The sequence below is a fragment of the Paraburkholderia sp. 22099 genome (genome assembly GCF_052045835.1).
Lineage (GTDB): Bacteria > Pseudomonadota > Gammaproteobacteria > Burkholderiales > Burkholderiaceae > Paraburkholderia > Paraburkholderia terricola.
This window is the reverse complement of the sequence record NZ_JBQEPU010000016.1, coordinates 41,139-67,980: the sequence shown is the minus strand read 5'-3', so window position 1 is coordinate 67,980 and position 26,842 is coordinate 41,139. Positions and strand designations below refer to the sequence as shown.

Here is a 26,842-nt window from a genome sequence, read left to right as displayed (position 1 = left end):
CAACACATGGAAATAGAAAAGCCGGGTCACCCTTGCGGATGCCCGGCTTTGTTTACCGCTTCGTCGTCTCCACCTCTTCCTGCAAGCAATGACCGGTTTCGATGCATCGAGGCATGAAACCAGCGGAGACGTTTAGCGCGGCAGTTCCGAATGTCCCATCAGGAACGCGTCCACCGAACGCGCGCACTGACGTCCTTCGCGAATCGCCCACACCACCAGCGACTGGCCGCGGCGCATGTCGCCTGCCGTGAACACCTTGTCCACCGACGTGTAATACGCCTTGTCGCCTTCGGTCGACGAACGCACATTGCCGCGCGCATCCTTGTCGACGCCGAACGCCTCGAGCACCGGCGACACCGGCTGCGTGAAGCCCATCGCGAGCAGCACGAGATCCGCCTTCATTTCGAATTCCGAGCCCGGCACTTCCTGCATCTTGCCGTCCTTCCATTCGACGCGCGCGGCGATCAGCTTCTCGACCTTGCCGTTCTTGCCTTCGAGGCGCTTGGTCGCCACCGCCCAATCGCGCGAGCAGCCTTCGTCATGCGACGAGGACGTGCGCAGCTTGATCGGCCAGTACGGCCACACGAGCGCCTTGTTCTCTTCTTCCGGCGGTTGCGGCAGCAGTTCGAATTGCGTGACGCTCTTCGCGCCATGACGATTCGACGTGCCCACGCAGTCCGAACCCGTATCGCCGCCGCCGATCACCACGACGTGCTTGCCCTTCGCGAGCAACTGGTTCGCGACCTTGTCGCCGGCGTTGACCTTGTTCTGCTGCGGCAGGAATTCCATCGCGTAGTGAATGCCTTCCAGTTCGCGGCCCGGCACCGGCAGATCGCGCGGCGTTTCCGAACCGCCCGTGAGCACCACGGCGTCGAACTGTTCTTTCAGCTCGGCCGGCGTGATGGTTTCCTTCGCCGTGTTGCCGATGTGCGGCGGCAATGAATCCGCTTTACCGATAAACACGTTGGCGCGGAAGGTCACGCCTTCGGCTTCCATCTGGCGCATGCGGCGGTCGATCAGCCACTTTTCCAGCTTGAAGTCGGGAATACCGTAACGCAGCAAACCGCCGATGCGGTCGTTCTTTTCGAACACGGTCACATCGTGCCCCGCGCGCGCCAGTTGCTGCGCGACGGCGAGACCGGCGGGGCCGGAACCGACCACCGCGACTTTCTTGCCGGTCTTGTGCTTCGGCGGCTGCGGCGCGACCCAGCCTTCGGCCCAGGCCTTGTCGATGATCGCGTGTTCGATCGACTTGATGCCGACCGGATCGTCGTTGATGCCGAGCGTGCAAGCCGCTTCGCACGGCGCCGGGCAGATGCGGCCCGTGAACTCCGGGAAGTTGTTCGTGGAGTGCAGCACCTCGATCGCGTTCTTCCAGTCCTGATGGAACACCAGGTCGTTGAAGTCCGGAATGATGTTATTCACCGGGCAGCCGTTGTTGCAGAACGGAATGCCGCAGTCCATGCAACGTGCGCCTTGAATCTTCGCTTCGTCGTCGGTCAATGCGGCGACGAATTCCTTGTAGTGCTTCACACGCGTGAGCGGAGCTTCGTACGCCTCGTGGCGGCGCTCGAACTCGAGAAAACCGGTTGCCTTGCCCATGTGGTTCTCTTCTCTATCTGTATCAGGTGGGTAATCTTTTCCCGCCGCGCATCGAACCATCGAGCGGCGGCGGGTACGGCTATGGGTGACGTCCTGGGTGACGTCTTTCGTGCGGACGATCAGCGAAGCAAATCAGGCGGCGAGCACTTCCTTGTTCGCCTTCTTCGCCGCCATCTCGCCCAGCGCGCGCTTGTATTCGGTCGGGAACACCTTCACGAATTGACGGCGCGACGCATCCCAGTTTTCGAGCAGCGCCTTGGCGCGCGGCGAACCGGTGAACTGGAAGTGACGCTCGATGAGCCCCTTGAGCAGCGCTTCGTCGGTCGTGCCGGCGTGCCACAGGCCCTTGTCGACCGTGCGTTCCTGCTCGGCCTGCTGCAAGACCGGATCGAGCGCGACCATCGACTTGTTGCACTTGCCGGCGAACATGCCATCCGGGTCGTACACGTATGCGATGCCGCCCGACATGCCGGCCGCGAAGTTACGGCCCGTTTCGCCGAGTACGACCACCGTGCCGCCCGTCATGTATTCGCAACCGTGATCGCCCGTGCCTTCGACAACCGCCGTCGCGCCCGAGTTACGCACGCAGAAACGCTCGCCCGCCACGCCGCGGAAAAACGCTTCGCCTTCGATCGCGCCGTACATCACCGTGTTGCCGCAGATGATGTTCTCTTCCGACTTGCCGCGGAAATCGTTGGTCGGACGGATGATGATGCGGCCGCCCGACAGGCCCTTGCCGACATAGTCGTTGCCGTCGCCGACCAGATCCAGCGTGACGCCCCTCGCGAGGAACGCGCCGAAGCTCTGACCCGCCGTGCCCTTCAACTGGATATGAATCGTGTCGTCGGGCAGGCCGTCGTGGCCGTACTTCTTCGCGATCAGGCCGGACAGCATCGCGCCGACCGTGCGGTTCACGTTGCGCACCGGCTGAATGAACGAGACGTGCTCGCCCTTTTCGATCGCCGCCTTCGCCTTCTCGATCAGCGTGTGATCCAGCGCGCGCTCCAGGCCGTGGTCCTGCACGTCGACGTGCTTGCGCGCGACTTCGGCCGGCACTTGCGGCAGATAGAACACGCGCGAGAAGTCGAGACCCTTCGCCTTCCAGTGCTCGATGCCCTTCTTCGTGTCGAGCAGTTCGGCGTGGCCAATCAGGTCGTCGAACTTGCGGATGCCCAGTTGCGCCATGATCTCGCGCGCTTCTTCCGCAACGAAGAAGAAGAAGTTGACGACGTGCTCCGGCTGGCCCTGGAACTTCGCGCGCAGCACCGGATCTTGCGTCGCGACGCCGACCGGGCAGGTGTTCAGATGGCACTTGCGCATCATGATGCAGCCCTCGACGACGAGCGGCGCCGTGGCGAAACCGAACTCGTCCGCGCCGAGCAGCGCGCCGATCACGACATCGCGGCCGGTCTTCATCTGACCGTCGGCCTGCACGCGGATGCGGCCGCGCAACTGGTTCAGCACCAGGGTTTGCTGCGTTTCGGCGAGACCCAGTTCCCACGGCGTGCCGGCGTGCTTGATCGACGACAGCGGCGATGCGCCCGTGCCGCCGTCGTGGCCGGCGATCACGACGTGATCGGCCTTCGCCTTCGCGACACCCGCGGCCACCGTACCCACGCCCGATTCCGACACCAGCTTCACCGACACGCTCGCCGCCGAGTTGGCGTTCTTCAGGTCGTGAATCAGTTGCGCCAGATCTTCGATCGAGTAGATGTCGTGGTGCGGCGGCGGCGAAATGAGGCCCACGCCCGGCACCGAATAACGCAGCTTGCCGATGTAATCCGACACCTTATGGCCCGGCAACTGACCGCCTTCGCCCGGCTTTGCGCCCTGCGCCATCTTGATCTGGATCTGATCGGCCGACGCGAGATATTCCGCCGTCACGCCGAAACGGCCGGACGCCACCTGCTTGATCTTCGAGCGCAGCGAATCGCCGTCCTTCAGCGGAATGTCGACGATCACTTCGTCGCCGATCACCGACTTCATGGTGTCGCCGTTCTTGATCGGAATGCCGCGCAGTTCGTTGCGGTAACGGTTCACGTCCTCGCCGCCTTCGCCCGTGTTCGACTTGCCGCCGATGCGGTTCATCGCGACGGCCAGCGTGGCGTGAGCTTCGGTCGAAATCGAGCCGAGCGACATGGCGCCGGTGGCGAAACGCTTGACGATTTCCTTCGCCGGTTCGACTTCGTCGAGCGGGATCGCCTTCGACGGGTCGAGCCTGAACTCGAACAGGCCGCGGAACGTCATGTGGCGCCTGGTCTGATCGTTGATCAGGTGCGCGTACTCCTTGTACGTCTGGTACGAATTGCTGCGCGCCGAGTGTTGCAGCTTGGCGATCGCATCCGGCGTCCACATGTGTTCCTCGCCGCGCACGCGGTACGCGTATTCGCCGCCCGCGTCGAGCATGCCGGAGAGAACCGGGTTGTCGCCGAACGCTTCACGGTGCAGACGGATCGCTTCCTCGGCCACGTCGAACAGACCAATGCCGCCGACCTTCGACGAGGTGCCCTCGAAGTACTTCTTGACCAGGTCTTCAGCGAGGCCGACCGCTTCGAAAATCTGCGCGCCGGTGTAGGACATGTAGGTGGAAATGCCCATCTTCGACATGACTTTCTGTAAGCCCTTGCCGACCGCCTTCGTGAAGTTGTAGATCGCCTTTTCCGCCGACAGGTCGCCCTTCATGCCGGCAGCCAGTTGGCCGAGCGTTTCCATCGCGAGGTACGGGTGCACGGCTTCCGCGCCGTAGCCCGCGAGCAGCGCGAAGTGGTGCGTTTCACGCGCCGAGCCGGTTTCGACCACGAGACCCGTGCTCGTGCGCAGACCTTGCTGCACGAGGTGCGTGTGGATCGCGGCGGTGGCGAGCAGCGCCGGAATCGCGACGTTGTCGCGGTCGGTCTTGCGGTCCGACACGATCAGCATGTTGTAGCCGGACTTCACGGCGTCGACCGCTTCCGCGCACAGCGAGGCGAGGCGCGCTTCGATGCCTTCCTTGCCCCACGCCACCGGATAGCAGATGTTCAGTTCATACGAGCTGAACTTGCCGCCCGTGTACTGATCGATCGCGCGGATCTTCGCGATGTCCTTGAAGTCGAGCACCGGCTGCGACACTTCGAGACGCATCGGCGGGTTGATGTTGTTCGTGTCGAGCAGGTTCGGCTTCGGGCCGACGAACGACACCAGCGACATCACCATGTTTTCGCGGATCGGATCGATCGGCGGGTTCGTGACCTGCGCGAACAATTGCTTGAAGTAGTGATAGAGCGTTTTGTTCTTGTTGGACATGACCGCCAGCGGCGAGTCGTTGCCCATCGAACCGACGGCTTCCTCGCCGGCTTGCGCCATCGGCGCCATCAGGAACTTGAGGTCTTCCTGCGTGTAGCCGAACGCCTGCTGTCGATCCAGCAAGGCAGCGGCTTCGCGGCGTTCCGTCGCGACGTCCTCGGCCTTCGCCTCGATCTCGTCGAGCTTGATGCGCACGGCGTCGATCCAGCTCTTGTACGGCTTGGCGTTGGCGAGGTTGTCCTTCAGTTCCTTGTCGTCGATGATGCGGCCGTGTTCCATGTCGATCAGGAACATCTTGCCCGGCTGCAGACGCCACTTCTTGACGATCTTCGATTCCGGAATCGGCAGCGTGCCGGCTTCGGAGGCCATGATCACGAGGTCGTCGTCGGTGACGATGTAGCGCGCCGGACGCAGGCCGTTACGGTCGAGCGTCGCGCCGATCTGACGGCCGTCGGTGAAGGCGATCGCAGCGGGGCCGTCCCACGGCTCCATCATCGCGGCATGGTATTCGTAGAATGCGCGGCGGTTGTCGTCCATCAGCGTGTGTTGTTCCCAGGCTTCCGGGATCATCATCATCATTGCGTGGACGAGCGGGTAGCCGGCCATCACCAGCAGTTCGAGGCAGTTGTCGAACGACGCCGTATCGGATTGGCCCGGATAGATCAGCGGCCACAGCTTCGGCAGATCGTCGCCGAGCACGTGGCTCGCGATCGCGCCGGTGCGGGCGTTCAGCCAGTTGACGTTGCCCTTCACCGTGTTGATTTCGCCGTTGTGGGCGATCATGCGGTACGGGTGAGCCAGCTCCCACGCCGGGAAGGTGTTGGTCGAGAAACGCTGATGCACGAGCGCGAGCGCCGAGACGGTGCGCTCGTCCTGCAGGTCGCGGTAATACACGCCGACCTGCCCGGCCAGCAGCAGCCCCTTATAGACGACCGTGCGCGCCGACATGGACGGCACGAAGTATTCCTTGCCGTGCTTGAGCTTGAGCGCCTGGATGCGGTGGCTCGCGGTCTTGCGGATCACATACAGCTTCCGCTCGAGCGCGTCGGTCACGATGATGTCCTTGCCGCGGCCGATGAAAATCTGACGGATCAGCGGCTCGCTCGCCTTGACGGTGGGCGAAATCGGCATGGTGTGGTCGACCGGCACGTCGCGCCAGCCCAGCACGACCTGGCCCTCGGCCTTCACCGTACGTTCCAGCTCCTGTTCGCAAGCGAGGCGCGACGCGTGCTCTTTCGGCAGGAACACCATGCCGACGCCGTATTCGCCATACGGCGGCAGGGTAACGCCTTGCCTCGCCATTTCCTCGCGATAGAAGCCATCGGGAATCTGGATCAGGATGCCGGCGCCGTCGCCCATCAGCGGATCGGCGCCGACGGCGCCCCGGTGGTCGAGGTTTTCCAGGATTTTCAGGCCCTGCTCGATGATCTCGTGGCTTTTCTTGCCCTTGATGTGAGCGACGAAGCCGACGCCGCAGGCGTCATGCTCGTTCTGCGGATCGTACAGACCTTGCGCGGCGGGAACCGGATGAGTCGGTTGCTGGTGGTCGTTCATGGGGACACCGTCTGTGAGGGGCCGGACAGGCCGTTTAACCGTTTTTCTATTGCCGCAGTGCGCACAGCAGCCGCGACGGCGCGCTCTTTACGCTGGATGCTACGCGTATCAAAAACGCCGGAATTCGGAATATACGCGACGAATCAATGGAATAGCAAATAAAACGTTGTGGTTGCGCCCCAATTATCAAGTTGGTGCATTGCGGTCTATTTTTATTGGTGCCACATCGAAAACGTGCAAAAGAAAACGGCATGCGAAGATGCCGTTCCACTACCGCCCGCCGACGCGATGCCGGCTACTGCGTTTGCGGCGTCTCGCGGACCTTGCGCGGCCGTCCGCGCGGCAGCGGCGACACGCGCCGATTGGCCGCGCGCGCGGCCCATTCGCGGTAGGTGTCGCTGCCGAGCACCCAACCCTTCAGCGTGGCCTGCTGGAGCTGACTGGCTTCGCGCTCGTCGAGTGGCTGTTCGCATAGCTCGCGGTAAGCGCGCTGCCGTTCGAACGGCGTATTGCCGAGCGACCAGTACAACGGGTGGTCGGTAATCAGGCTGTCGAGCGTCAGGCCGATGTGATGACGGTAGCTCGACCAGCGATAGTCTTCCGGCGCGCTCACGAGTTGCGCGCGCACCGGACACATCTCGACGACCCGGCTCGCCAGTAGAAAATAGCGCTCGCCCTCGATCACCGTGGCGCGATAGCGCCCCTCCCACAACGTGCCGCGACGCGCATAGCGCCGGTTGAAATGGGCGACGTAGCGCCGCCCCACCGCCTGCATCGCTTTCGGCAGACTCGATTCCTCGGTGGGCGTGACGAGCAGTTGCACCGCGCCCGGCATCAACGCATAGGCGTGGATGGATAAGTGATGGTCGCGCGAAGCCGCTTTCAAACAGTCGATGAAGAGCTCGTAGTCCTGGTCGTCGACGAATGCGGGCTGCTGATCGAGTCCGCGAAGGATGACGTGCTGCGGCTGGTCAGGGACATAGAGACGTGCAAGCCGTGCCATGCTGAAGTATCCAATTAGTCGCGTTGGTACAAACCCGAAGGTCGGAAAAGCCGCATGCGCCGGAGGTTCGGCGCGGCGCGGCTGAGCCAGAAAACCGCGCGGAGCCTAGGGAGAAAGCTCTAACCGCCGCGTATGGTTTGTTTCAAACGTTGTCGTCATAATGAGCGGGCCTTTTATGGAGGAGCACATATGAAATTAAAACAGGCCGTAACGGGGATGGCGGCGCTAGCCTGCATGACAACGGCAGCACACGCGCAATCGGCCGGGAGCTTTGTCCTTTCAACAGGCTGGTTCCATCTTGCGCCTCAATCGAGCAGTGAACCGTTGAGAGTGACAAGCATAGGCGGCAGTCCGACCAATATCACAGAAGCCAACACCGGTGCATCACTAAGTTCCGCGGACACCATCGGCTTCACGCTCGGGTACTTCGTTACCGACCACATCGCGGCCGAATTCGTGCTTGGCTACCCGCCTTCATTCGACCTGACCGGCACGGGCAGCTTCGAACGATTCGGCAAGCTGGGCCAGGCGAAACAGTGGAGCCCGACTCTGCTGTTCAAGTACTTCTTCAACGCCCCCACCGCAGCGTTCCGCCCGTATCTCGGCATCGGTGTAAGCCGGGTCTGGTTCACCGACGCAAAGATCACCAACAGCGCGTTCGAGGCCAATGTTCTGCATGGTCCGACCAGCGTCGATACGGATAGTTCGTGGGCGCCGGTCTTCAATGCGGGTTTCACCTACGCGTTCGACCAGCACTGGTTCGCGGGCGTGTCGATCTCTTATCTGCCGCTCAGCACGACCGCCAAACTGAACACCGCCGCCAGGACGCCGGTCGGCACGCTCAACGTGCAGTCGCAAACCAAGATCAAACTGAACCCGATCGTTAGCTACGTCAATATCGGTTACCGTTTCTAACGCTTCGCGGACCGTCGCGAAAATTGGGGCCGTTGAGCTAGGGTAGTCGAATTTTCGGGGCTTGGACAACGCCGTCATAGGTTCAATGGCGGCGTTCTTTATTTCAAGCAGGTCGAGCAACGGTTATCGGCGTCGGGCGCGGGCGGCGCGGCTCAGACGTAACGGCGAATCTTTGTAAATTTGACCCGCAATCGCGTGGCCTCGGTGCAATATCTGCTGACGGTTCGCGGCCCGCGTCATGGTGTGCAGGGGCTGCTGTTTGGCACCAAAGTTGCGTTCACATGGTGTTTCCCGCGTCGCGACGTGCTTCTGCGTGGCACCGTGGGGATTCTTTCACCCTCATCGACGGAGCGACCATGACAACACTTTCGAATACGCGAGACGCCCTCGGCGAATCCTGGACCAGCACCAGCCGCCGTGCGCGGCGCATCGCTCGCCATAGCCGCCACGCGGCCGAAGATATCGCGAGCGAACTGCGCACGCTGATGGCGGAACTCGAATCCACCCTGGCCGACGGCACCCAGGCCGACGCGGTCGCACTGCGCGGCAAACTGCGCAAACAGCTCGACGCCGCGCGCGCCCGTTTGAACGACACGCGCGAAGCCGTGCGTGAGCGCGCGGAAGTCGCGATGGCCGACGCGGACGATTACGTGCACGAAAATCCGTGGCAGACGATTGCGATCGTCGGCGGCGTCGCGTTGATCGCGGGCGCGCTGTTCGCATCGCGGCTGCGCTGAACAGGCTGCGCTGACACGTGGCGCGAAGCAACGCGGTGGCGGGCGCCGATGCGGTGCCCGCGTCCGCTTGGGCGCTCATGCCGAACGTAGACACAAACCCGCCCGCCGGCACGCGTCCGATCAGTTGTCTTCGATGACGAACAACCGTTGGTATTCCTTCACCGCATATCGATCTGTCATGCCCGCGATGTAGTGGGCGATCAGACGCGGCTGCAGCGTCGCGTCCGTCGACTGATAGCCCGGCGGCAGCAGGCGCGGATCTTCCGTGAACGCGTCGAACAGGCCGACCACGACGCGGCGCGCCTTGTTCGCCATGCGCATCACCCGGTAATGGCGATACAGATTCTTGAATAGAAAGCGCTTGAGCGCCGCGGCCTGAACGGCAATCGCCTCGCTATGGGCCACGAGCGGCGGAGCGGCGCGCACGGCGTCGAGCGAAGCCGGCGCGTGCCGGAGCAGATTCAGCTTGGTGGTATCGATTAGATCGACGATCAGCGTATTGATGATGCGGCGCACCGTCTCGTGAATCAGCCGGCGCCCTTCGATCCGCGGAAAGTCGTTGCGCGCCGCCTCATAGTGCGTCTGCCATAGCTCGACTTCGGCCAGTTGCTCGACGGTGAGCAGGCCCGAGCGCAAACCGTCGTCGACGTCGTGGTTGTTGTAGGCGATCTCGTCGGCAACATTCGCGATCTGCGCTTCGATGGACGGCTGCCGTCCTTCGAGAAAGCGTTCGCCCAAGGCGCCGAGCCGCCGCGCGTTTTCGCGCGAGCAATGCTTGAGAATTCCTTCGCGTGTTTCGAAGCAGAGGTTCAGGCCGTTGAACGCGCCGTAGTGCTCCTCGAGATCGTCGACGACCGCGAGGCTTTGCAGATTGTGCTCGAAGCCGCCGTGTTCGCGCATGCATTCGTTCAGCGCGTCCTGACCGGCATGGCCGAACGGCGTGTGACCGAGATCGTGGGCAAGCGAGATCGCTTCGACCAGGTCTTCGTTGACGCGCAAATTGCGCGCAACAGACCGCGCAATTTGCGCCACCTCCAGACTATGCGTGAGTCGGGTGCGAAACAGATCGCCCTCGTGATTCACGAACACCTGCGTCTTGTACTCGAGCCGGCGGAACGCCGTGGAGTGGACGATGCGGTCGCGATCGCGCTGGAATTCGGTGCGGGCGCCAGGCGCTGATTCCGGATAGCGGCGGCCGCGCGACTGCGCGGAACGCGCCGCGTACGGCGCGAGATGCGCTTCCAGCGCTTCCTGGGCAGGCTCGCCGACCGACGCCGCGCCTGCCGGGTTGGGTTTTACATCGTCGCTGCGCCTGTCAGTCACCGGGTTCTCCGAAACATGGGCGGCGCCTCGTGACGCCGGTGCGCGATGCGTTGCTGCCGGAGTCTTGCCGCGGTTAAACCGCGGCGGCCAGCGTGGCGCGCACTTCGGCGTCGGGTGCCTGGGTAATCAGCGTCTCACCGAAACGCTTCAGCAGAATGAATTTGATCGCGCCGGCTTCCGCCTTTTTGTCGACCTGCATGAGTTCGACGTAACGCGAATCGCCGAGCGCGGGCGCCCGGGTCGGCAAATGCGCGGCGACGATCACATCGACCAGACGCTTGCGCGCCGCTTCGTCGAGATAGCCCATGCGCACGGACAGATCCGCCGCCATCACCATGCCACAGCCGACCGCCTCGCCGTGCAGCCACTCGCCGTAGCCGAGCCCGGCCTCGATCGCGTGGCCGAAGGTGTGGCCGAAATTGAGGATCGCGCGCAGCCCGCCTTCGCGCTCGTCCTGCGCCACCACCGACGCCTTGATTTCGCACGACCGCTTGACCGCCTCGGCCAGCGCTTCGGGTTCGCAACGATTCAGCGCCTCGACGTTGGCCTCGATCCACCTGAAGAAACCCGCGTCGGCAATCGCGCCGGTCTTGATCACCTCGGCGATGCCCGCCGCCAGTTCACGCGCCGGCAACGTGCGCAGCGCGCCGATGTCGGCGATCACGGCCTGCGGCTGGTAGAACGCGCCGATCATGTTCTTGCCGAGCGGGTGGTTGATGCCCGTCTTGCCGCCCACCGACGAATCCACCTGCGACAGCAACGTTGTGGGCACCTGGATGAACGGCACGCCGCGCATGTAGCAAGCCGCGGCAAACCCGGTCATATCGCCGATCACGCCGCCGCCCAACGCGATCAGCGTGGTCTTGCGATCGGCGCGGGAGCCGAGCAGCGCGTCGAAAATCAGGTTCAGCGTTTCCAGGTTCTTGTACGCTTCGCCGTCCGGCAAAACGACCGTGGACACCTGCTTGCCGAGCGGCGCCAACGCCGCGCGCAGCGTGTCGCCATATAGCGGGTCGACCGTGGTATTCGTGACGATGGTGACCGAGCTGCCGGCGATATGCGGCGCGAACAGCGCGGTTTGGCCGATCAGATCGGCACCGATATGAATGGGGTAGGCGCGCTCGCCCAGTTCGACGTTGACGGTAATCATACGGTCCATTATGACGCAGGGTGTTTGACGACGCCGGCCATCTCGAGCTGCATCAGGACCATGTTGACGAGTCCGTTGACCGAAGGCCGGCCGGTTTCGATCACGAAATGCGCGCATTCGCGGTAGAGCGGGTCGCGCACTTCGTAGAGCGCTTCGAGGCGCGCCTTGGGGTCTTCGGTTTGCAGCAGCGGGCGATTCTTGTCGCGCCGGGTACGCAGCCACAGATCGTGCGGATTGGCGCGCAAGTAGATCACCACGCCGCGATTTTGCAGCGCCTCGCGGTTTTCCGGCCGCAGCACCGCACCGCCGCCCGTGGCGAGCACGATATTGTCGCGCCCGGTCAATTCGGAAATCACGTTCGCTTCACGCTCGCGAAAGCCCGCTTCGCCTTCCAGTTCGAAAATCACCGGGATGCGCGCGCCCGTGCGCGCCTCGATTTCATGATCGGAATCGAAGAACGGGCGATCGAGACGGCGCGCAATGGCCCGGCCCACGGTGGTTTTGCCTGCCCCCATGAGCCCTACGAAAAATACATTGGCGTGTGCGTCCCGCGCTTGCAACGGTGTCCTCTGGCTAATCCGGTGTGGGTTCGTGCCGCAGCTTACTGGCAAAGCGGCTGCCTTGTCGAGCCTGCGCGCCGCTGCCGGCAAGCGGCGGCGGCATACCGCTAATTCGTCTGAATGACGCGCGGCGTGATGAAAATAGCCAGTTCGCTGCGCTGGTCGCGATGAGCCCGATGGCGAAAAAGCGCGCCTAAAAAGGGTATTTTGCCCAGGAGCGGCACCCGCGTCACATCGTTCCGCTCGTCGACGGCATAGATTCCGCCGATCGACACCGTACCACCATCCTCGACCTCGACGCGCGTCTGCACGTGTTTGGTGTTGATCGCCGGCCCGGCGTCGGTCAGCTCGCCGACGCTGTCCTTGGCCACATCGAGATCGAGCACCACCCGCCCGTCCGGCATGATCTGCGGCTCCACTTCCAGTTTGAGCGTGGCGCGGCGAAACTGCACGCCCGAGACGCCCTGCCCCACTTTCGCCTGATACGGCAGCTCGGTGCCCTGCTCGACCACCGCTTTCATGCGGTCCGCGGTGACGACCCGCGGACTCGATACGATCTCGCCGCGCCCCTCGGCCTCTAGCGCGCTCAGCTCGATGTTCAGCAGACGCGTGGCGCCGGCGGCGAACAGCGTGAGCCCGGCGGTGGCGGCGTCGAAGCCGGAAATCGGGCGGGCCGACAGATCGTAGACCGTCCCGTCAGTGCCGCCGGTCAAGCCTCTCGCGGTGCCGTCGGCGTTGGTCGCCGCCATCGAAAGCCGCACGCCGAGGTTGCGCGAAAAACCGTGTTCGCCCTCGACGATCCGCGCCTCGATCAGCACCTGGCGGGTCGGCCGGTCGACGGACTCGAGGAAAGCCGCGATCTGCGCGACGCGGCCTTCGATATCGGTGACGAACAGCAGATTGGTGCGCGGATCGGCGGTGACGGCACCGCGTTTGGACAGCACGCGCTGGTTCCCCGAACCGGTCAGCAAACGCCGCACGTCCTCGGCGCGGGCGTAGTGCAACACGAAAGTGCGGCTCGCGAGCGGCTCGAGATCGGCGGCCTTGGCGTGCGCCTCGAAACGCTGCCGCTCGCGCGCGGCGAGATCCGCGATCGGCGCGACCCACACGACGTTGCCGCGGCGCTCCATCGCGAGACCGTTGACATCGAGCAGCGTATCGAACGCGGCGCGCCACGGCACCTTGTCGAGCCGCAGCGAGACGGCGCCGCGTACTTTCTCGCTCGCGACGATATTCAGTCCCGTGAATTGCGCGAATGCGTTCAGCACGGCGCCGAGTTCGGCACGCTTGAAGTTCAGCGAGATCGGTTTGTCGTCGGCCGCGAGCCTGGCGTCGGCGAGCGTTTTCGGCGCACCGCTCAGTCGCGCAAGCGGCGGCAGCGGCACCGGTGGTCCTTCGAGCGCGGAACTCGTCGCGGTGTCGTTGCGAGCCGGGGTTGCCGAGGCTGCCGATCGTCTTCGGAGCGGCACGGAGCCGTCGTCGGCGTCGAACGGCTCCTCCGCGCGGCTGTTTTCGGCGGAGGCTGACGGGCGCGCTGCATCCCGAGGATCCGCCGACTCATCGCGAAACGGGTTGGGCGCTTCGGCGACAACGCCGCGCGGTGGCGGCGAAGCATTGTACGAAGCGTCCAATGGCACAACGCCGTCGTCGAGCGGCATGTTCGGTGGCAGCGGCGGCAGCGGTGGAGTCGAAGCTCGCGCGATGCCGACGCTGATCGCCGCGCCAACGTACAGGCCGAAACACATACGAAGGCCGCAGCGCAGGCCACGGCCCGCGCGTGGACCGATGCACATGGACGCGGACACAAAGCGGAATGGTTTTACCAGCTTCATCAGGACGCCTCTTCCAGCGCCAGCGTGCGCGTTGTGCCGCCGTTGACGAGCGTGATGCCGAGCGCGTCGAAGCGCGTGACGCGCTCGGCGCCGATTTGCTGCCCGGACGCGACGGTTGTCGCGCCCTCCGGCGTATCGAGCAAAGCCAACCCACGCTGACGATCGTGCAGCACACCGACGAGGCGCAACTGCGAAGCATCGGGCAGATCGCCCGCCGCCCGCATCTGCGGCCGCGAGAACGGGTCGAAGAAGACGATGTTGTCTGCGTCGGCCGAATCGGCGTCCTCTTCGGCAAACTCAGCCGCCGACGCGGTTGGAGGAACCGGCCTCAGCGCATTGAACACGCGCAGCGTCGCGCTCACCGAAAGCGCTGCGCCATCCCGTTTGACGGTCACATCGACGGGGACGATCAGTACCGGCAGGTCCAACAGCCCGCGCAGGAACGCCATCAAGTGGACGAAGTCGGTGCGCGCGGTGAGTTGCAACGGGCGCATGCTTTCCGCGCCTGTGCCGCTGGCGGCGCCGGGTTCCAGCGCGAGCAACGTGACGCCGTTCTGCGCGGCCAGTTCGGAGACGATGCGCACGTCGTCCACGGACGAAGGCGCTGGCGATCCGGTGCTCGATGTCATGGCCGGGGTGCTTGCCGATGCGGTGACCGACGCGGCTGCTTCACGGCGCAGCGCAGGCAATTGCGCGAGCGAGCGCTTCGCATCGGCAAGATGCCGCGTAGCAGCCTCCAAGGCGGTCCGGCTCGCCTCCACGCCGCCCAGATCCGCCACGATCCAGCCCTGCGCGCCAAGCCCGAACACCAGCGCGGCGATCAGCAATGCAACCGCCCAGCGACGGCGCCCGCTCCATGCTTCGAGCGGCGCACGCGCGCGCTTCAGCCAATGGGAAAGCATTGGGCGCGCGCTTGCCGCGCTGCCGAAATCGACAAACGTCGTACTCATTTCACACCTCTCGATTGTTCAGACTTCACCGGACGCCGCGCCGCGGATGCGGCCACATGAGCCGTTTGTCGCATCGGATCGTGCCAGCGCAGACGAGCGCCGAATTCCACTTGTCCTGCGACTTCTCCCGCGATACCCGCAGCCACACCCGCGCTACGGGGCGGCGCCGATCGATGCAGGTCGCTCACCTCCGCGCCCGTCACGCCGCGAATCGCGCTCAGACGCTTGAGCCACTCCGCCGAAGCCAGATGCCCGCGCGAGCTCGCCAGCAATTCCGTCTCGTGTTCGCGCTGACGCAACTGCTGTAACACGACGCCGTCGCCCGGCTCGAAACTGAGTGCGTCGAGCAGGTCGCGCAAATGCGTGAGCGGCGCGGACAAGGTCTTTGCACGCGCCGCGCCCTGGCGTTGCTCGTCTTGCGCCCGCAATAGCCCGGCATGTTCGGCGAGCGGCGCGGTGAATTGTGCGAGCGACTGTTCAATCGACACGCGCTGCGCATCGAGTCGCGCCTTTTCCAACGCCTGCCAACCCGCCAGCGCGAGCACCGCGGCGCAACCGGCGAACGCGGCGGCGATGCATTCGAGTACGCACCGCCGGCGCGCGAGCCGCGCGTTGCGTTGCCTGTAGGGCAGCAGGTTGAAACCACCGAGCCACGATCGCGTGAAGCGGGCGCCGCGCGCGAAAGCCGGCGTGCTGGCAGCCGGCACGTTCGAGCCGCGCGGATGCAAGAGGCCGCCCATCATTCGAACACCCCGCGCAACGCGAGCCCGAACGCGACCGCGCCGGTCGGCTCATGCAACAACGGATCGTCCAACGGTCGCGCAAGGCCGCCTAGCGCCGCGCATTCGAACGGCAACACGGTGCAGCCCAACACGTCGGCGAGATCCGCGGTCGAAAACCCCACGCCGTCGAGCAGATCGACCTCGCCGCTCAACAACGCGCAGTCGAGTTCCGGGCCGCGCACGAGATCACGCAACGCATCGGCGAAGTCCGCGTGCTCGGGCGCCGGATAGCGCATTTCGCCGACGATGCCGTCGTCGACGATGCGCCATCCGTACACACCGTCCGTGCCGACCCAGAGCGCGACATACGGCTCGTGCGGATCGAGTTCATGGCTCGCCGCATAGCGCATGGCGCGCAGCGCGGCATGCGGTTCGCCGTCGATCGCGGTCAGCGAGATACCGGCGGACGCCGCGCATTCGATACGCGCCTCAAGATGCTGGCGCGCCGTGGCGGCGATCGTCACCGAGCGAACCGGCGAAGACGTTTCATCGACAAACCAGTCGACGGCGAGCGCGTGCCGCTCGAGACCCGCGATCCGCTCCACTTCACTCATCACCGCCGGTTCGAGTTCGGCAAGCGCATGCCCGCCGTCCTCCGCGCAGCCGCTTTGCGCGGCGAGCCGCGTGAGCGGCACCGTGGCGGTCAACGTGGCCGACGCCGGCAGCGCCATCGCGCATCGCAACGCATGCGTCGCACAGGCGCGCGGCAGACCGGCAAACGCGTCGCGCAACGCACGCGCCACCGCATGGCGATCCGCGATCTCCATGCCGGCCATCGCGCCCGCGGCAAGCGGCACGGTGCTCACGTATTCGATATGCAATGCGGCGGTGGTGCGCGAAGGCTGACTCACCATGACGAGGCGCACCGCCCGCGCGCTCACGTCGATTCCCGCGGCAAAACGCCGGCCACCTGTTTGCACCTCTTGAAGCCACGATTTTTTGAACGCCATCACACCCTCCCTCAAACTCTCGCGGCGAACCATTCGAGCGCGAGTAACGAGGAAGAATTGTGCGTAGCCGCGCCGCCGCGCGACACTCAGCCAAATGGCTAACGTTGCGTGACAGGTGCCGGCGCCGCACCAAAGCGGCTACAGTGAAGCCATTCCCGCGTCGCGCACCGACCTGCGCAGAAGTGTCAGTAAGCATGACGAAAGCTGAAAAGCCGGGCGGCTATAATCGCGGGACTGTTTTTTGGTGCCCATATGCAATCCACGTCTCCGAACTCCCCACCGCCCGCGCCGCACAAGCGCAAACGCCCGTTGTGGCTGAAGCTGGTCCTTGGCTTTGTCGGTCTGATCGTCGCTGGCATCGTGTGCGTGCTGCTGGTGCTCGGCTATGCGCTGGTGGTGGCAACGCCCAACCTGCCGTCACTCGAGGCGCTCACCGACTACCGGCCCAAGGTGCCGCTGCGCATCTACACGGCCGACCATGTGCTGATCGGCGAATTCGGCGAGGAGCGGCGCGACATCGTCCATATCCAGGAGGTGCCCGATAGTCTGAAGAAGGCCGTGCTCGCCATCGAAGACGCGCGCTTCTACGATCACGGCGGCGTCGACCTCACGGGTATCGCGCGGGCCGGCTTCGTCGCGCTCACCAACGGCCACGCCACGCAAGGCGCCAGCACGATCACCATGCAGGTGGCGCGCAACTTCTTCCTGTCGAGCGAGAAGACCTACACGCGCAAGATTTACGAAATGCTGCTCGCGTACAAGATCGAGTCGAAGCTGACTAAAGATCAGATTCTGGAGGTGTATATGAATCAGATCTATCTCGGTCAGCGCGCCTATGGCTTCGCGAGCGCGGCGCGGGTGTACTTCGGCAAGGATCTGAAGGACCTGACGCTGGCCGAGTCGGCGATGCTCGCCGGTCTGCCGAAGGCGCCCTCCGCGTATAACCCGGTGGTCAATCCGAAGCGCGCGAAAGTGCGCCAGGAGTACATCCTGCAGCGCATGTACGAACTGCGCTACATCACCCAGCAGCAATACGACGAGGCCAGCAAGCAGGCGCTCGTGGTCAAGGGCGCGGGCAAGGAATTCAGCGTGCACGCGGAGTACGTCGCGGAAATGGTGCGGCAGATGATGTACGCGCAGTATCGCGAAGAGGCGTACACGCGCGGCCTGAACGTCGTCACCACGATCGACTCCGCCGATCAGGACGTCGCTTATCGCGCGCTGCGCAAAGGCCTGATGGACTACGAGCGGCGCCACGGCTATCGCGGCCCGGAAGCGTTCATCGATCTGCCGTCCGATGCGGACGACCGCGAACAGGCGATCGACGACGCACTGCTGGAGCATCCCGACAACGGCGAGATTATTGCCGCCGTCGTGACGGCGGCGAGCCCGAAGCAGGTGCAGGCCACCTTCATCGACGGCAATGTCGCGACCATCCAGGGCGACGGCCTGCGTTTCGCGCAGGCCGCGCTCAATGCGCGCGCGCAGCCGAATCAGCGGCTGCGGCCCGGCGCGATCGTCCGCCTCGTCAAAAACGACGACGGCAACTGGTCGATCACGCAATTGCCGCAAGTGGAAGGCGCGTTCGTCTCGGTGGTGCCGCAAGACGGCGCGATTCGCGCGCTGGTCGGCGGCTTCGACTTCAACAAGAACAAGTTCAATCACGTGACCCAGGCGTGGCGTCAGCCGGGTTCGAGTTTCAAGCCGTTCATTTATTCGGCATCGCTCGAAAAGGGACTCGGCCCGGCGACGGTGATCAACGACGCCCCGCTCTTTTTCAGCGCCGCGGAGACCGGCGGGCAGCCGTGGGAACCGAAGAACTACGGCGGCGGTTTCGACGGTCCGATGACCATGCGCACGGCGCTGCAGAAGTCGAAGAACCTGGTGTCGATCCGCATCCTCAGCCAGATCGGCACCAAGTACGCGCAGCAGTACATCACGCGCTTCGGCTTCGACGCGGAGCGTCACCCGGCCTATCTGCCGATGGCGCTCGGCGCGGGTCTCGTCACGCCGTTGCAAATGGCGGGCGCGTTCTCGGTGTTCGCCAACGGCGGCTACCGGATCAACCCGTATCTGATCGCCGAGGTCACGGATCAGCGCGGCATCGTCGTCGCCCATGCGCAACCGCTGGTGGCCGAGCAAAGCGCGCCGCACGCCATCGAGCCGCGCAACGCGTACGTGATGAACAGTCTGCTGCAAGGCGTCGCGCAACGCGGCACGGGCGCCAAGTCCAACGTGCTGAAACGCACCGATCTCGGCGGCAAGACCGGCACGACCAACGATTCGCGCGACGCGTGGTTCGCCGGTTATCAGCACACGGTCACGGCGATCGCGTGGATCGGCTACGACAATCCGCGCAGTCTCGGCGACAAGGAAACCGGCGGCGGCCTGGCGTTGCCGGTGTGGATCGAATACATGGGTCGCGCGCTCAAGGGCGTGCCGGACTACAAGATGCCGAAGCCGGACAATGTGGTCGAAGTCGGCTCGGAACTGTATTTCGACGAGTTCACGCCGGGGCACGGTTTCATCGCGACGGTCGGCATCAGCCAGGCCGCGCTGGATGCGGCGAACGGCGCATCGGAGGCGCCCGCGCAGGTCGACGAGCAGGAAAAGCAGAACATCATGAATCTGTTCCGCGGGCACTAGAGAACCGCCGTAGCCCGTTGAAGAAAACCGCCGCGCTCGATGCGCGGCGGTGTCGTTTCAGGCTTGCTTTGGTGGGCGGTCCGTCAGTCGCGAGGCGCGCTTCGGGCAGCAGCAACCCGCCCCCGCCTTAACCCGGATTCACGCTTCGAAGTGAACCGGCTCGCCGGCCTGTTGCGTCGCGTACTCCGACAGCGCGGCGAAAAACTCCGTACCGCTGCGGGTATCGCGCCATTCACCATCGACGAAACGGAAGTGAAAGCCGCCCGCTTTCGCGGCGATCCAGATCTCGCTCATCGGCGGCTGAAGGTTCACGATGATCTTCGAACGGTTCTCGAATTCGAGGGTCAGCACATTGCCGCTGCGCTCGAATTCGATGTCGGCATCGGTGTCGTCGAGTGCGCGTTCGATGGCGGCTAGCGCGGCTTCCGCGCGGGTCAGGTATTCACTATCGGACATGCTAAACTCCATCGATTATTTATTCAGGGACAGTCATGCGAGTCGTTTCTCGGATGCGCGCAGCGGCGCCCGGCCGCGCGATTGTAGCGGGTCTAGCCATTCTCGCAGGTTGTGCACTTGCCGGCTGCGGGCAGCGTGGTTCGCTCTATTTGCCCACCGTGCCGCCGCTCCCGGCCAAGCCGATCGACCGCACGCAACCGCCGTCGCCGGATGAAGTGAAACCCAGCGCCGAAACCGCCGACGAAACGGGCACCGTGCCGAATACGTCGGGCACGCCGCTCACGCTGGCGCCGGAAAACCAACTCGCCGCGCCGCCCGCCTCCGCCGTTACTCCCGCTCAATAAGACCCTCGCATGACTCGATCCGCTTTTGACTACGTCGACGGCGTGTTGCACGCCGAAGACGTGTCCGCCGTCTCGCTCGCCGAACAATTCGGCACGCCGCTCTATGTCTATTCGCGCGCCGCGCTCACCGATGCCTGGAACGCGTACGCCGGCGCTTGCGCAGGCCGTCGCGCGAGCGTGCACGTAGCCGTCAAGGCGAACAGCAACCTCGCGGTGCTGAACGTGTTCGCGCGTCTCGGCGCCGGCTTCGACATCGTATCGGGCGGCGAACTGGCGCGTGTGCTGGCGGCCGGCGGTAAAGCGGAAAACACCGTGTTTTCCGGCGTCGGCAAGAGTGCGGACGAAATGCGCGACGCGCTCGCGGCTGGCGTGAAGTGCTTCAACGTCGAATCGATTCCTGAACTGGACCGCCTGAATGCGGTGGCCGCCGACATGAGCAAGAAAGCTCCGGTTTCGCTGCGCGTGAATCCGGACGTCGACGCGAAGACGCATCCGTATATTTCCACCGGGCTGAAGTCGAACAAGTTCGGCGTCGCATTCGAAGACGCGCGCGCGACGTATCGAGCCGCCGCGGCGATGACTCATCTCGAGGTGATCGGCATCGACTGCCATATCGGTTCGCAAATCACCGAAGTCGCACCGTATCTCGACGCCGTCGACAAATTGCTGGAACTGGTCGAACAGATCGAGCAGGACGGCGTGAGCATTCGCCACATCGACGTGGGCGGCGGTCTCGGCATCACCTACGACGATGAAGCACCGCCGGAAATCGGCGCGTTCGTGCGCACCGTGCTCGATCGCATCGAAGCGCGCGGCCACGGCCATCGTGAAGTGTATTTCGAGCCGGGTCGTTCGCTGGTGGGCAATGCGGGCGTGCTGCTCACGCGCGTCGAGTTTCTGAAGCCGGGTGCGGAAAAGAATTTCGCCATCGTCGACGCCGCGATGAACGACCTCGCGCGCCCCGCCATGTACGAGGCGTACCACGCGATCGAAGCAGCGGCGAAGCGCGACGTACCGGCGCATGTCTACGACGTGGTCGGCCCGGTTTGCGAAAGCGGCGACTGGCTGGGTCGCGAGCGTCTGCTGGCGATCGAACCCGGCGATTTGCTGGCGATTCGTTCGGCCGGCGCGTACGGCTTCGTGATGAGCTCCAACTACAACACCCGTCCGCGTGCGGCGGAAGTGATGGTGGATGGTACACAAGCGCATGTGGTGCGCGCCCGCGAAGAGATCAAGCAGTTGTTTGCGGGAGAAACGATCTTGCGGGCGTAAACGTCGAGTTCGGCGTCTGACAAAAAAGGCGATGCCACCGCGGCATCGCCTTTTTAGTTTGTGCGACTCGCTTGCCGGTCAACCTGCCTTCGACCTTCGCTCGCGCAGCCATACGATCAACCGCCACCCCAGCAGCGCCAGCATGATTGCGCCGTAAAGCTTCGGCAACAGCAGATCGTTCTTGCCCGCCTTCATCCACCAGAAGTGCAGGATCGCGAGCACGCCGATCGCGTAGATCGCGCGATGCAATGTCTGCCAGCGACGGCCGAGTTTGCGCACCATCGCGCGCGGCGACGTCACGGCCAACGCGATCAGCAACAGGAACGCCGCGAAACCAACGGTGATGAAGGGTCGCTTGCCGATGTCCTTCACGATCTCGGCGACATCGAACCACTTGTCGAACCAGAGGTAAGTGGTGAAGTGCAGCGTCGCGTAGAAGAAGGCGTAGAGCCCGAGCATCCGCCGAAAGCGCACGAACGTGGCGACCCCGGTCAACCGGCGCAAGGGCGTCACGGCCAGCGTGATGCAAAGAAAGACGAGCGTCCAGAGACCGGTGGAGCGCGTGATGAATTCGATCGGATTCGAGCCGAGCCGATCGGTCATGCCGAACAACACGATGCGCGCGAGCGGATACAACGCGGCGACAAACACCGCGATTTTCGCCGGCACGATCCAGCGCGCGCCGGATGCGGGCCGCTTCACCGTCGTGGACGCGTGCGCTGCTCGCGGCGCCTTGCGCCCGCTCACAGCGGAAGTCTGTGTATCGAAAGCCATGGTCGCGTTGCTCAGAAATTCTTCTTCAGGTCCATGCCCTGATAAAGCGACGCCACCTGATCGCCGTAGCCGTTGAACATCAGCGTCTTGCGCTTGGGCGTGAAAAAGCCGTCCTCACCGATGCGCCGCTCGGTCGCCTGGCTCCAGCGCGGATGATCGACGTTCGGGTTCACGTTCGAATAGAAACCGTATTCGCTCGACGCATAGGTGTTCCAACTGGTCGGCGGCTGCTTGTCGAGGAAGCGGATCTTCACCAGCGACTTCGCGCTCTTGAAGCCGTATTTCCACGGCACCACGACGCGAATCGGCGCGCCGTTCTGATTCGGCAGCACCTGCCCGTAAACACCCATCGTCAGGAGCGTCAGCGGATTCATTGCTTCATCCATGCGCAGCCCCTCGGAGTACGGCCAATCGAGCACCGGCGTCGAGAGTCCGGGCATCTGCGACGCATCTGCCAGCGTGATGAATTGCACGTACTTCGCATTGCCGGTCGGCTGCACGCGCTTGATCAGTTCCGAGAGCGGCACGCCGATCCACGGAATCACCATCGACCAACCTTCGACGCAGCGCAGCCGGTACACGCGCTCCTCGAGCGGCGCGAGCTTCAGCAATTCGTCGATGTCGTACACCTTCGGATTTTTGATTTCGCCCTCGACGCTCACCTTCCACGGGTGCGGGCGCAATGTGCCGGCGTTATGCGACGGATCGGCCTTATCGGTGCCGAACTCGTAGTAGTTGTTGTAGCTCGTGATGTCCTTGAACGGCGTGATCTTGTCGAGCGCGACGAACTTCGCGTTGGTCTTCGCCGCGAGCTTTTGCGCCTTCGGGTCCGGCGATGAATACGCCGCCAGCGCCTCGCCATTCACGCCGATCAGACCGCCGAGCGCCAGCGCGCCCGCCGCCTGCAACACACGCCGCCGGTTCTCGAATACGTGCCGCGGCGTGATTTCGCTACGCGCGATATCGTCGCCGAGGAGTTGAATTCTGTCGCTTCGCTTGATCCACATCGTCCTGCTCCTTGCCGGCCCCGCCGGTTCGTTCATTTTACGGGGCCGAAGTCATGATCGCTTGTCCCGCGTCCGTCCAGCTATTCGTTGCTACTGCCATGACGAACACGTCGGGCGCGGCAAATATTCCGTCAGCCATAAAAAAACCGCCGGTGCGAAGCACGCGGCGGTTCTTAGTCGGGGCGGAGCGGCGGATCTTACAGCTTGCCGTAGCTATGCAGCCCCGACAGGAACATGTTGACGCCGAGAAACGCGAAAGTCGTCACCAGCAGGCCGGTTAGCGCCCACCAGGCGGCGACCGCACCGCGCAGACCTTTCATCAGACGCATGTGCAGCCATGCCGCATAGTTGAGCCAGACGATCAGCGCCCACGTTTCCTTCGGGTCCCAGCTCCAGTAGCCGCCCCACGCTTCCGCGGCCCACAGCGCGCCGAGAATCGTCGCGATCGTGAAGAAGGCGAAGCCAACGGCGATCGACTTGTACATCACGTCGTCGAGCACTTCGAGCGCCGGCAGGCGATCGGCCAGCACGCCGCGCTCTTTCATCAGATACGCGACGCCGACCATGGCCGACAACGCAAAGCTGCCGTAGCCGATGAAGTTCGCCGGCACGTGAATCTTCATCCACCAGCTTTGCAGCGCCGGCACGAGCGGCTGGATCTGCTGCGCGTCACGGGCGACCGAGTACCACATCAGGAAGCCGACGGCGGCGCTGATCACCAGCAGCACGAACGCGCCGAGCGCGCGCGTGTTGTAGTGCTGCTCGTAGTACAGATAGAACAACGCGGTGATCAGGCTGAACAGCACGAATACTTCATACAGGTTCGAGACCGGAATATGGCCGACGTCCGAGCCGATCAGGTACGACTCGTACCAGCGCACCATCAGCCCGACGAAGCCCATGACCACCGCGGCCCATGTCATCTTCGAGCCGATTGCCGCACCGGTTGGCGAGCGCGACAGCAGGCCGATCCAGTAGAACACGGTGGCGAACACGAACAGCGCGCTCATCCACAGAATCGCGGATTGGCTCGAGAGGAAATACTTCAGGAAGAAGGCCTGATCGGCACGGGCCAGATCGCCCTGGTAAATCTGGATCGCCCACAACGACAGCGCCGCGATGCCGACCATCAGCGGACGCACCGGCTTCCAACGCCAGCCGAGCACGACGAACACCGGCACCGCGCACACCAGCACCAGCTTGTCGTAGTAGTTCATGAACGCGTGATAGTGCGACAGCGCGAACCCCGCGCCAGCGACCATCACGACGGCGAACAGCCAGTCGAAGACACCGAGCCGTTTCAGAAACGGTCGCTCGTCGTACTCCGCCACGTTGAGCGACTCGCCCGCGAGCGCCTTGCTGGGCCGCGACGATGATGAGGAGGGGGAAACCTGAGTCAAGTCCATGATCTTACCGGGTCGAATCTTGTGAGCTTGCGGACTGCGCGCCGGCGTGGCCGGGTTGATCGGCGCCGCGGGCGGCGTCGGGTGCTTCAGTGAGTTTGGCGCCCAGCGCGGCGCCGACTGCGTCGCGCGTTTGAACGAACTCCTTTTCGAAGTCGAGTGTCTTGCGCGCGCTCGACATCGCCATTACGACGTTCGTGCCGTGATCGGTATCCTTGAGCCAGAACCACAGGCGCCGTTCGCGAACGTAGAACATCGAAAAGATGCCCAATACGAGAAGCAGACTGCCAAGATACACGACTTTTTTGCCCGGTGCGCGCGTCAACTGAAATACCGAAGCTTGCACCTGCTTGAAGCCGTCAAGCTGCAAGTAAACCGGTGATCCATACAGAAAGCTGTCGGATATCGCGTTGATCGAGGTTTGAACAAAGCGGCTCGCGTCCGCGTTGGCCTGCGCTTCAGGCTCGCCAAGCTGCTCGCGCGACAGTTGCCACAAATCCCACGTCGAGCCTTCCAGCATGCGCAGAAGCAGCCCGGCCGCCTTTTCCTGCTCGCCCTTCGGCACCGAGTGATCGATAAAGCCGGCGATCGCCTGAAAGCCGCCGACGGGCTGGCCGTTCGGCATCTTGACGCTGCTGTCCGCGCCCGCGAAAAGGGTCAGCACGCGCAGCGCGCTTTCTTCCAGATGCTGCTGCAGTTCAGCATTCGAACCCGGCACCGAGCGCAGCGCGAAACGGTGAGCGGCCGCCGCGCGCATGGCCGGATTCTCAAGCGTGGCGCGCAGGTTCATCCATTCCTTGACGGTGCCGCCGGTGTCGGCGGGAATGCGCAGGTAGCGGAAGGGATCGTCCGGGTTCTGGCGCATGCCGGCGAGGAACATCTTTTCGCCGGCTACTTCCACCGGCAGCATGTAGTTGTTGTATTCGCGCGCCTGGCCGTCCTTGTCGCGCACCTTGTACTGCACCGAAGGGCCGACGTTGTGCAGTTCGAGCGGCTTCGACGTCTTCGCGCCCGAGCCGAGACGCTCGTCGAACGCTTCTTTCAGCGTACGATGCGCCGCGACGCCGCGGGCGTCGTTCTGGCCGCTGCCGTTCGAGATGTTTTCGACGTTGATCGCGCGGAAATCGGTGAATTCGACGGTCTGTCCGTCCGCCAGCGACATGGCCTGGCCAAGCGGCGCGTTGCCGCCGATCGTGCCGGCGAACGGTGCGGTCTTCGCGCTCGCGCCAGTCATGGGAAACGCGGTCATCTGCATCTGCGAGCCGCCGTCCTGGAAGCTCGACTGATAGATCGACACGCCCTCGTATTCGAACGGCTTGTTCACTTCGATCCGCGCCGGCACGCGCGCACCGGTCTTATGGTCGACGACGACGATGTCGCTTGCGAACAGCTTCGGCATGCCCGTCGAGTAGTAGTCGACGATGAATTTCTTCAGTTCGATCGAGAACGGCAAGTCCTGAATCAGCGAACCGTCCGGCTGGTTCAGGATCGCCGTCGAGACGTGTTGCCCTTCCGGCACCCACGCGTAGCCGCGGAACGTGGGGTTCGACTGCGACAGGCGATGTTCGGCAGGAATCTCGTTGATTACCGTGTTCGCGCGGATCGCCGACTTGTCGAACAGCCACATTTGCAGCTTGATCGGCAGGTTGCTGTCGAGCAGGCCGCCGAGACAGATCACCACGATCGCGATGTGAGCCGAGATATAGCCGAACTTGGTCAGCGCGCCGCGCTTGGCGGCGATCAGCGTCGCGCCGTCCGACTCGCGCGTGACGAATTTATAGCCGAGCTTCGCCGACAGCCTGGCGAGCACCTGGGCGGTCTGCGCGCGCGTGCCGTGCACCGCGAACTCGCCCTTGTGATGGAACGCGCGCAGGCTGCCTTCGCGAACCTTGTCTTTCCAGCTCCTGGCGTCGGCGAGCATTTTCGGCGCATTGCGGATCACGCACAGCGAGACCGACACCATCAGGAAGCCGAGGATCAGCATGAACCACCACGAGCTGTACACCGTGTACAGGCTCAGCGAGCGGAAGATGTCCGCCCAGAAGGGGCCGAACTGGTTGACGTAATTCGGATACGGATCGTCCTGCGTGAGGACGGTGCCGATAATGCTGGCGATGGACAGAATCACGAGCAGCGCGATGGCGAAACGCATCGAACTCATGACTTCGATGATGCTGCGCACGATGCGATTGCTCGACTTCGACTGCAGACCCGACGTGGTGACGCTCATTCATACTCCGACTGAACAGCAAAAAAGGGTGAGAGGCTGTCGTAGACACGACGCCCCCACCCTTTTCTTG

20 protein-coding genes are annotated in these 26,842 nt (G+C 63.9%); 5 read left to right on the top strand and 15 right to left on the bottom strand.

Features of this window, described 5'->3' with window-relative positions; translation table 11 throughout:
• Positions 1-132: 132 nt before the first annotated feature.
• The 3 genes from ACTJLC_RS16815 to ACTJLC_RS16805 all read right to left on the bottom strand — a co-directional run bounded on the left by ACTJLC_RS16815 (position 133) and on the right by ACTJLC_RS16805 (position 7,441).
• Positions 133-1,602: a glutamate synthase subunit beta gene (locus ACTJLC_RS16815; protein ID WP_114163220.1), complete on the bottom strand. Its 1,470-nt coding sequence runs from the start codon at positions 1,600-1,602 to the stop codon at positions 133-135.
• A gap of 132 nt (positions 1,603-1,734) precedes the next feature.
• Positions 1,735-6,438, bottom strand: coding sequence for a glutamate synthase-related protein (locus ACTJLC_RS16810; RefSeq protein ID WP_310125822.1), 4,704 nt, complete (start codon positions 6,436-6,438; stop codon positions 1,735-1,737).
• A gap of 295 nt (positions 6,439-6,733) precedes the next feature.
• Positions 6,734-7,441 carry a transposase gene (locus ACTJLC_RS16805; RefSeq protein ID WP_073431832.1) on the bottom strand — a complete coding sequence of 236 codons (708 nt, stop codon included), beginning with the start codon at positions 7,439-7,441 and terminating at the stop codon, positions 6,734-6,736.
• A gap of 189 nt (positions 7,442-7,630) precedes the next feature.
• Here ACTJLC_RS16805 and ACTJLC_RS16800 point away from each other — a divergent pair, with 189 nt between their 5' ends.
• The gene (locus ACTJLC_RS16800) at positions 7,631-8,356 is read left to right on the top strand and encodes an OmpW/AlkL family protein (RefSeq protein WP_073431833.1); all 726 of its coding nucleotides are present in this window, start codon (positions 7,631-7,633) and stop codon (positions 8,354-8,356) included.
• A gap of 356 nt (positions 8,357-8,712) precedes the next feature.
• Entirely contained in the window at positions 8,713-9,093 is a 381-nt protein-coding gene (locus ACTJLC_RS16795) for a DUF883 family protein (RefSeq protein ID WP_073431834.1), read from the top strand.
• Between the two features lie 120 nt (positions 9,094-9,213).
• On the opposite strand, the gene ACTJLC_RS16790 is transcribed toward ACTJLC_RS16795, so the two are convergent.
• The 7 genes from ACTJLC_RS16790 to pilM form a co-directional block, all read right to left on the bottom strand.
• The gene (locus tag ACTJLC_RS16790) at positions 9,214-10,416 is read right to left on the bottom strand and encodes a deoxyguanosinetriphosphate triphosphohydrolase (protein WP_310318198.1); all 1,203 of its coding nucleotides are present in this window, start codon (positions 10,414-10,416) and stop codon (positions 9,214-9,216) included.
• Between the two features lie 73 nt (positions 10,417-10,489).
• Positions 10,490-11,575, bottom strand: a complete 1,086-nt coding sequence (gene aroB / locus ACTJLC_RS16785) for a 3-dehydroquinate synthase (protein WP_176035841.1) — start codon at positions 11,573-11,575, stop codon at positions 10,490-10,492.
• The gene (locus tag ACTJLC_RS16780; RefSeq protein ID WP_073431836.1) at positions 11,575-12,126 is read right to left on the bottom strand and encodes a shikimate kinase; all 552 of its coding nucleotides are present in this window, start codon (positions 12,124-12,126) and stop codon (positions 11,575-11,577) included. The genes aroB and ACTJLC_RS16780 overlap by 1 nt, the downstream gene beginning before the upstream one ends.
• 107 nt (positions 12,127-12,233) lie before the next feature.
• On the bottom strand, positions 12,234-13,919 hold the full coding sequence (gene pilQ, locus ACTJLC_RS16775; RefSeq protein ID WP_440844707.1) for a type IV pilus secretin PilQ: 1,686 nt from the start codon (positions 13,917-13,919) through the stop codon (positions 12,234-12,236).
• Positions 13,920-13,957: 38 nt separating this feature from the next.
• Positions 13,958-14,908, bottom strand: coding sequence for a hypothetical protein (locus tag ACTJLC_RS16770; protein WP_440844610.1), 951 nt, complete (start codon positions 14,906-14,908; stop codon positions 13,958-13,960).
• Positions 14,905-15,651, bottom strand: coding sequence for a fimbrial assembly protein (locus ACTJLC_RS16765; protein WP_440844608.1), 747 nt, complete (start codon positions 15,649-15,651; stop codon positions 14,905-14,907). Before ACTJLC_RS16765 ends, ACTJLC_RS16770 begins: the two co-directional genes overlap by 4 nt.
• Positions 15,648-16,640 carry a type IV pilus biogenesis protein PilM gene (pilM, locus tag ACTJLC_RS16760; RefSeq protein ID WP_440844606.1) on the bottom strand — a complete coding sequence of 331 codons (993 nt, stop codon included), beginning with the start codon at positions 16,638-16,640 and terminating at the stop codon, positions 15,648-15,650. Before pilM ends, ACTJLC_RS16765 begins: the two co-directional genes overlap by 4 nt.
• Positions 16,641-16,892: 252 nt before the next feature.
• On the opposite strand from pilM, the gene ACTJLC_RS16755 reads away from it, so the two are divergent.
• Complete coding sequence (locus tag ACTJLC_RS16755; protein WP_073431840.1) at positions 16,893-19,286, top strand: penicillin-binding protein 1A; 2,394 nt, start codon at positions 16,893-16,895, stop codon at positions 19,284-19,286.
• A gap of 138 nt (positions 19,287-19,424) precedes the next feature.
• Here ACTJLC_RS16755 and cyaY read toward each other — a convergent pair whose 3' ends face one another.
• On the bottom strand, positions 19,425-19,742 hold the full coding sequence (gene cyaY / locus ACTJLC_RS16750; protein WP_073431841.1) for an iron donor protein CyaY: 318 nt from the start codon (positions 19,740-19,742) through the stop codon (positions 19,425-19,427).
• A gap of 35 nt (positions 19,743-19,777) precedes the next feature.
• Here cyaY and lptM point away from each other — a divergent pair, with 35 nt between their 5' ends.
• Positions 19,778-20,086, top strand: a complete 309-nt coding sequence (gene lptM / locus ACTJLC_RS16745) for an LPS translocon maturation chaperone LptM (RefSeq protein ID WP_073431842.1) — start codon at positions 19,778-19,780, stop codon at positions 20,084-20,086.
• A 9-nt stretch (positions 20,087-20,095) separates the two neighbouring features.
• Complete coding sequence (gene lysA, locus ACTJLC_RS16740) at positions 20,096-21,358, top strand: diaminopimelate decarboxylase (RefSeq protein WP_154874804.1); 1,263 nt, start codon at positions 20,096-20,098, stop codon at positions 21,356-21,358.
• Positions 21,359-21,436: 78 nt separating this feature from the next.
• On the opposite strand, the gene msrQ is transcribed toward lysA, so the two are convergent.
• The 4 genes from msrQ to ACTJLC_RS16720 all read right to left on the bottom strand — a co-directional run bounded on the left by msrQ (position 21,437) and on the right by ACTJLC_RS16720 (position 26,772).
• On the bottom strand, positions 21,437-22,132 hold the full coding sequence (msrQ, locus tag ACTJLC_RS16735) for a protein-methionine-sulfoxide reductase heme-binding subunit MsrQ (protein WP_073431844.1): 696 nt from the start codon (positions 22,130-22,132) through the stop codon (positions 21,437-21,439).
• 11 nt (positions 22,133-22,143) lie between these two features.
• Positions 22,144-23,139 carry a protein-methionine-sulfoxide reductase catalytic subunit MsrP gene (gene msrP, locus ACTJLC_RS16730; protein WP_114163225.1) on the bottom strand — a complete coding sequence of 332 codons (996 nt, stop codon included), beginning with the start codon at positions 23,137-23,139 and terminating at the stop codon, positions 22,144-22,146.
• Positions 23,140-23,336: 197 nt separating this feature from the next.
• A complete protein-coding gene (ccsB, locus tag ACTJLC_RS16725; RefSeq protein WP_073431846.1) occupies positions 23,337-24,545 on the bottom strand; it encodes a c-type cytochrome biogenesis protein CcsB in 1,209 nt (402 codons plus the stop codon).
• A 4-nt stretch (positions 24,546-24,549) separates the two neighbouring features.
• On the bottom strand, positions 24,550-26,772 hold the full coding sequence (locus ACTJLC_RS16720) for a cytochrome c biogenesis protein ResB (RefSeq protein WP_440844602.1): 2,223 nt from the start codon (positions 26,770-26,772) through the stop codon (positions 24,550-24,552).
• Positions 26,773-26,842: the final 70 nt, after the last annotated feature.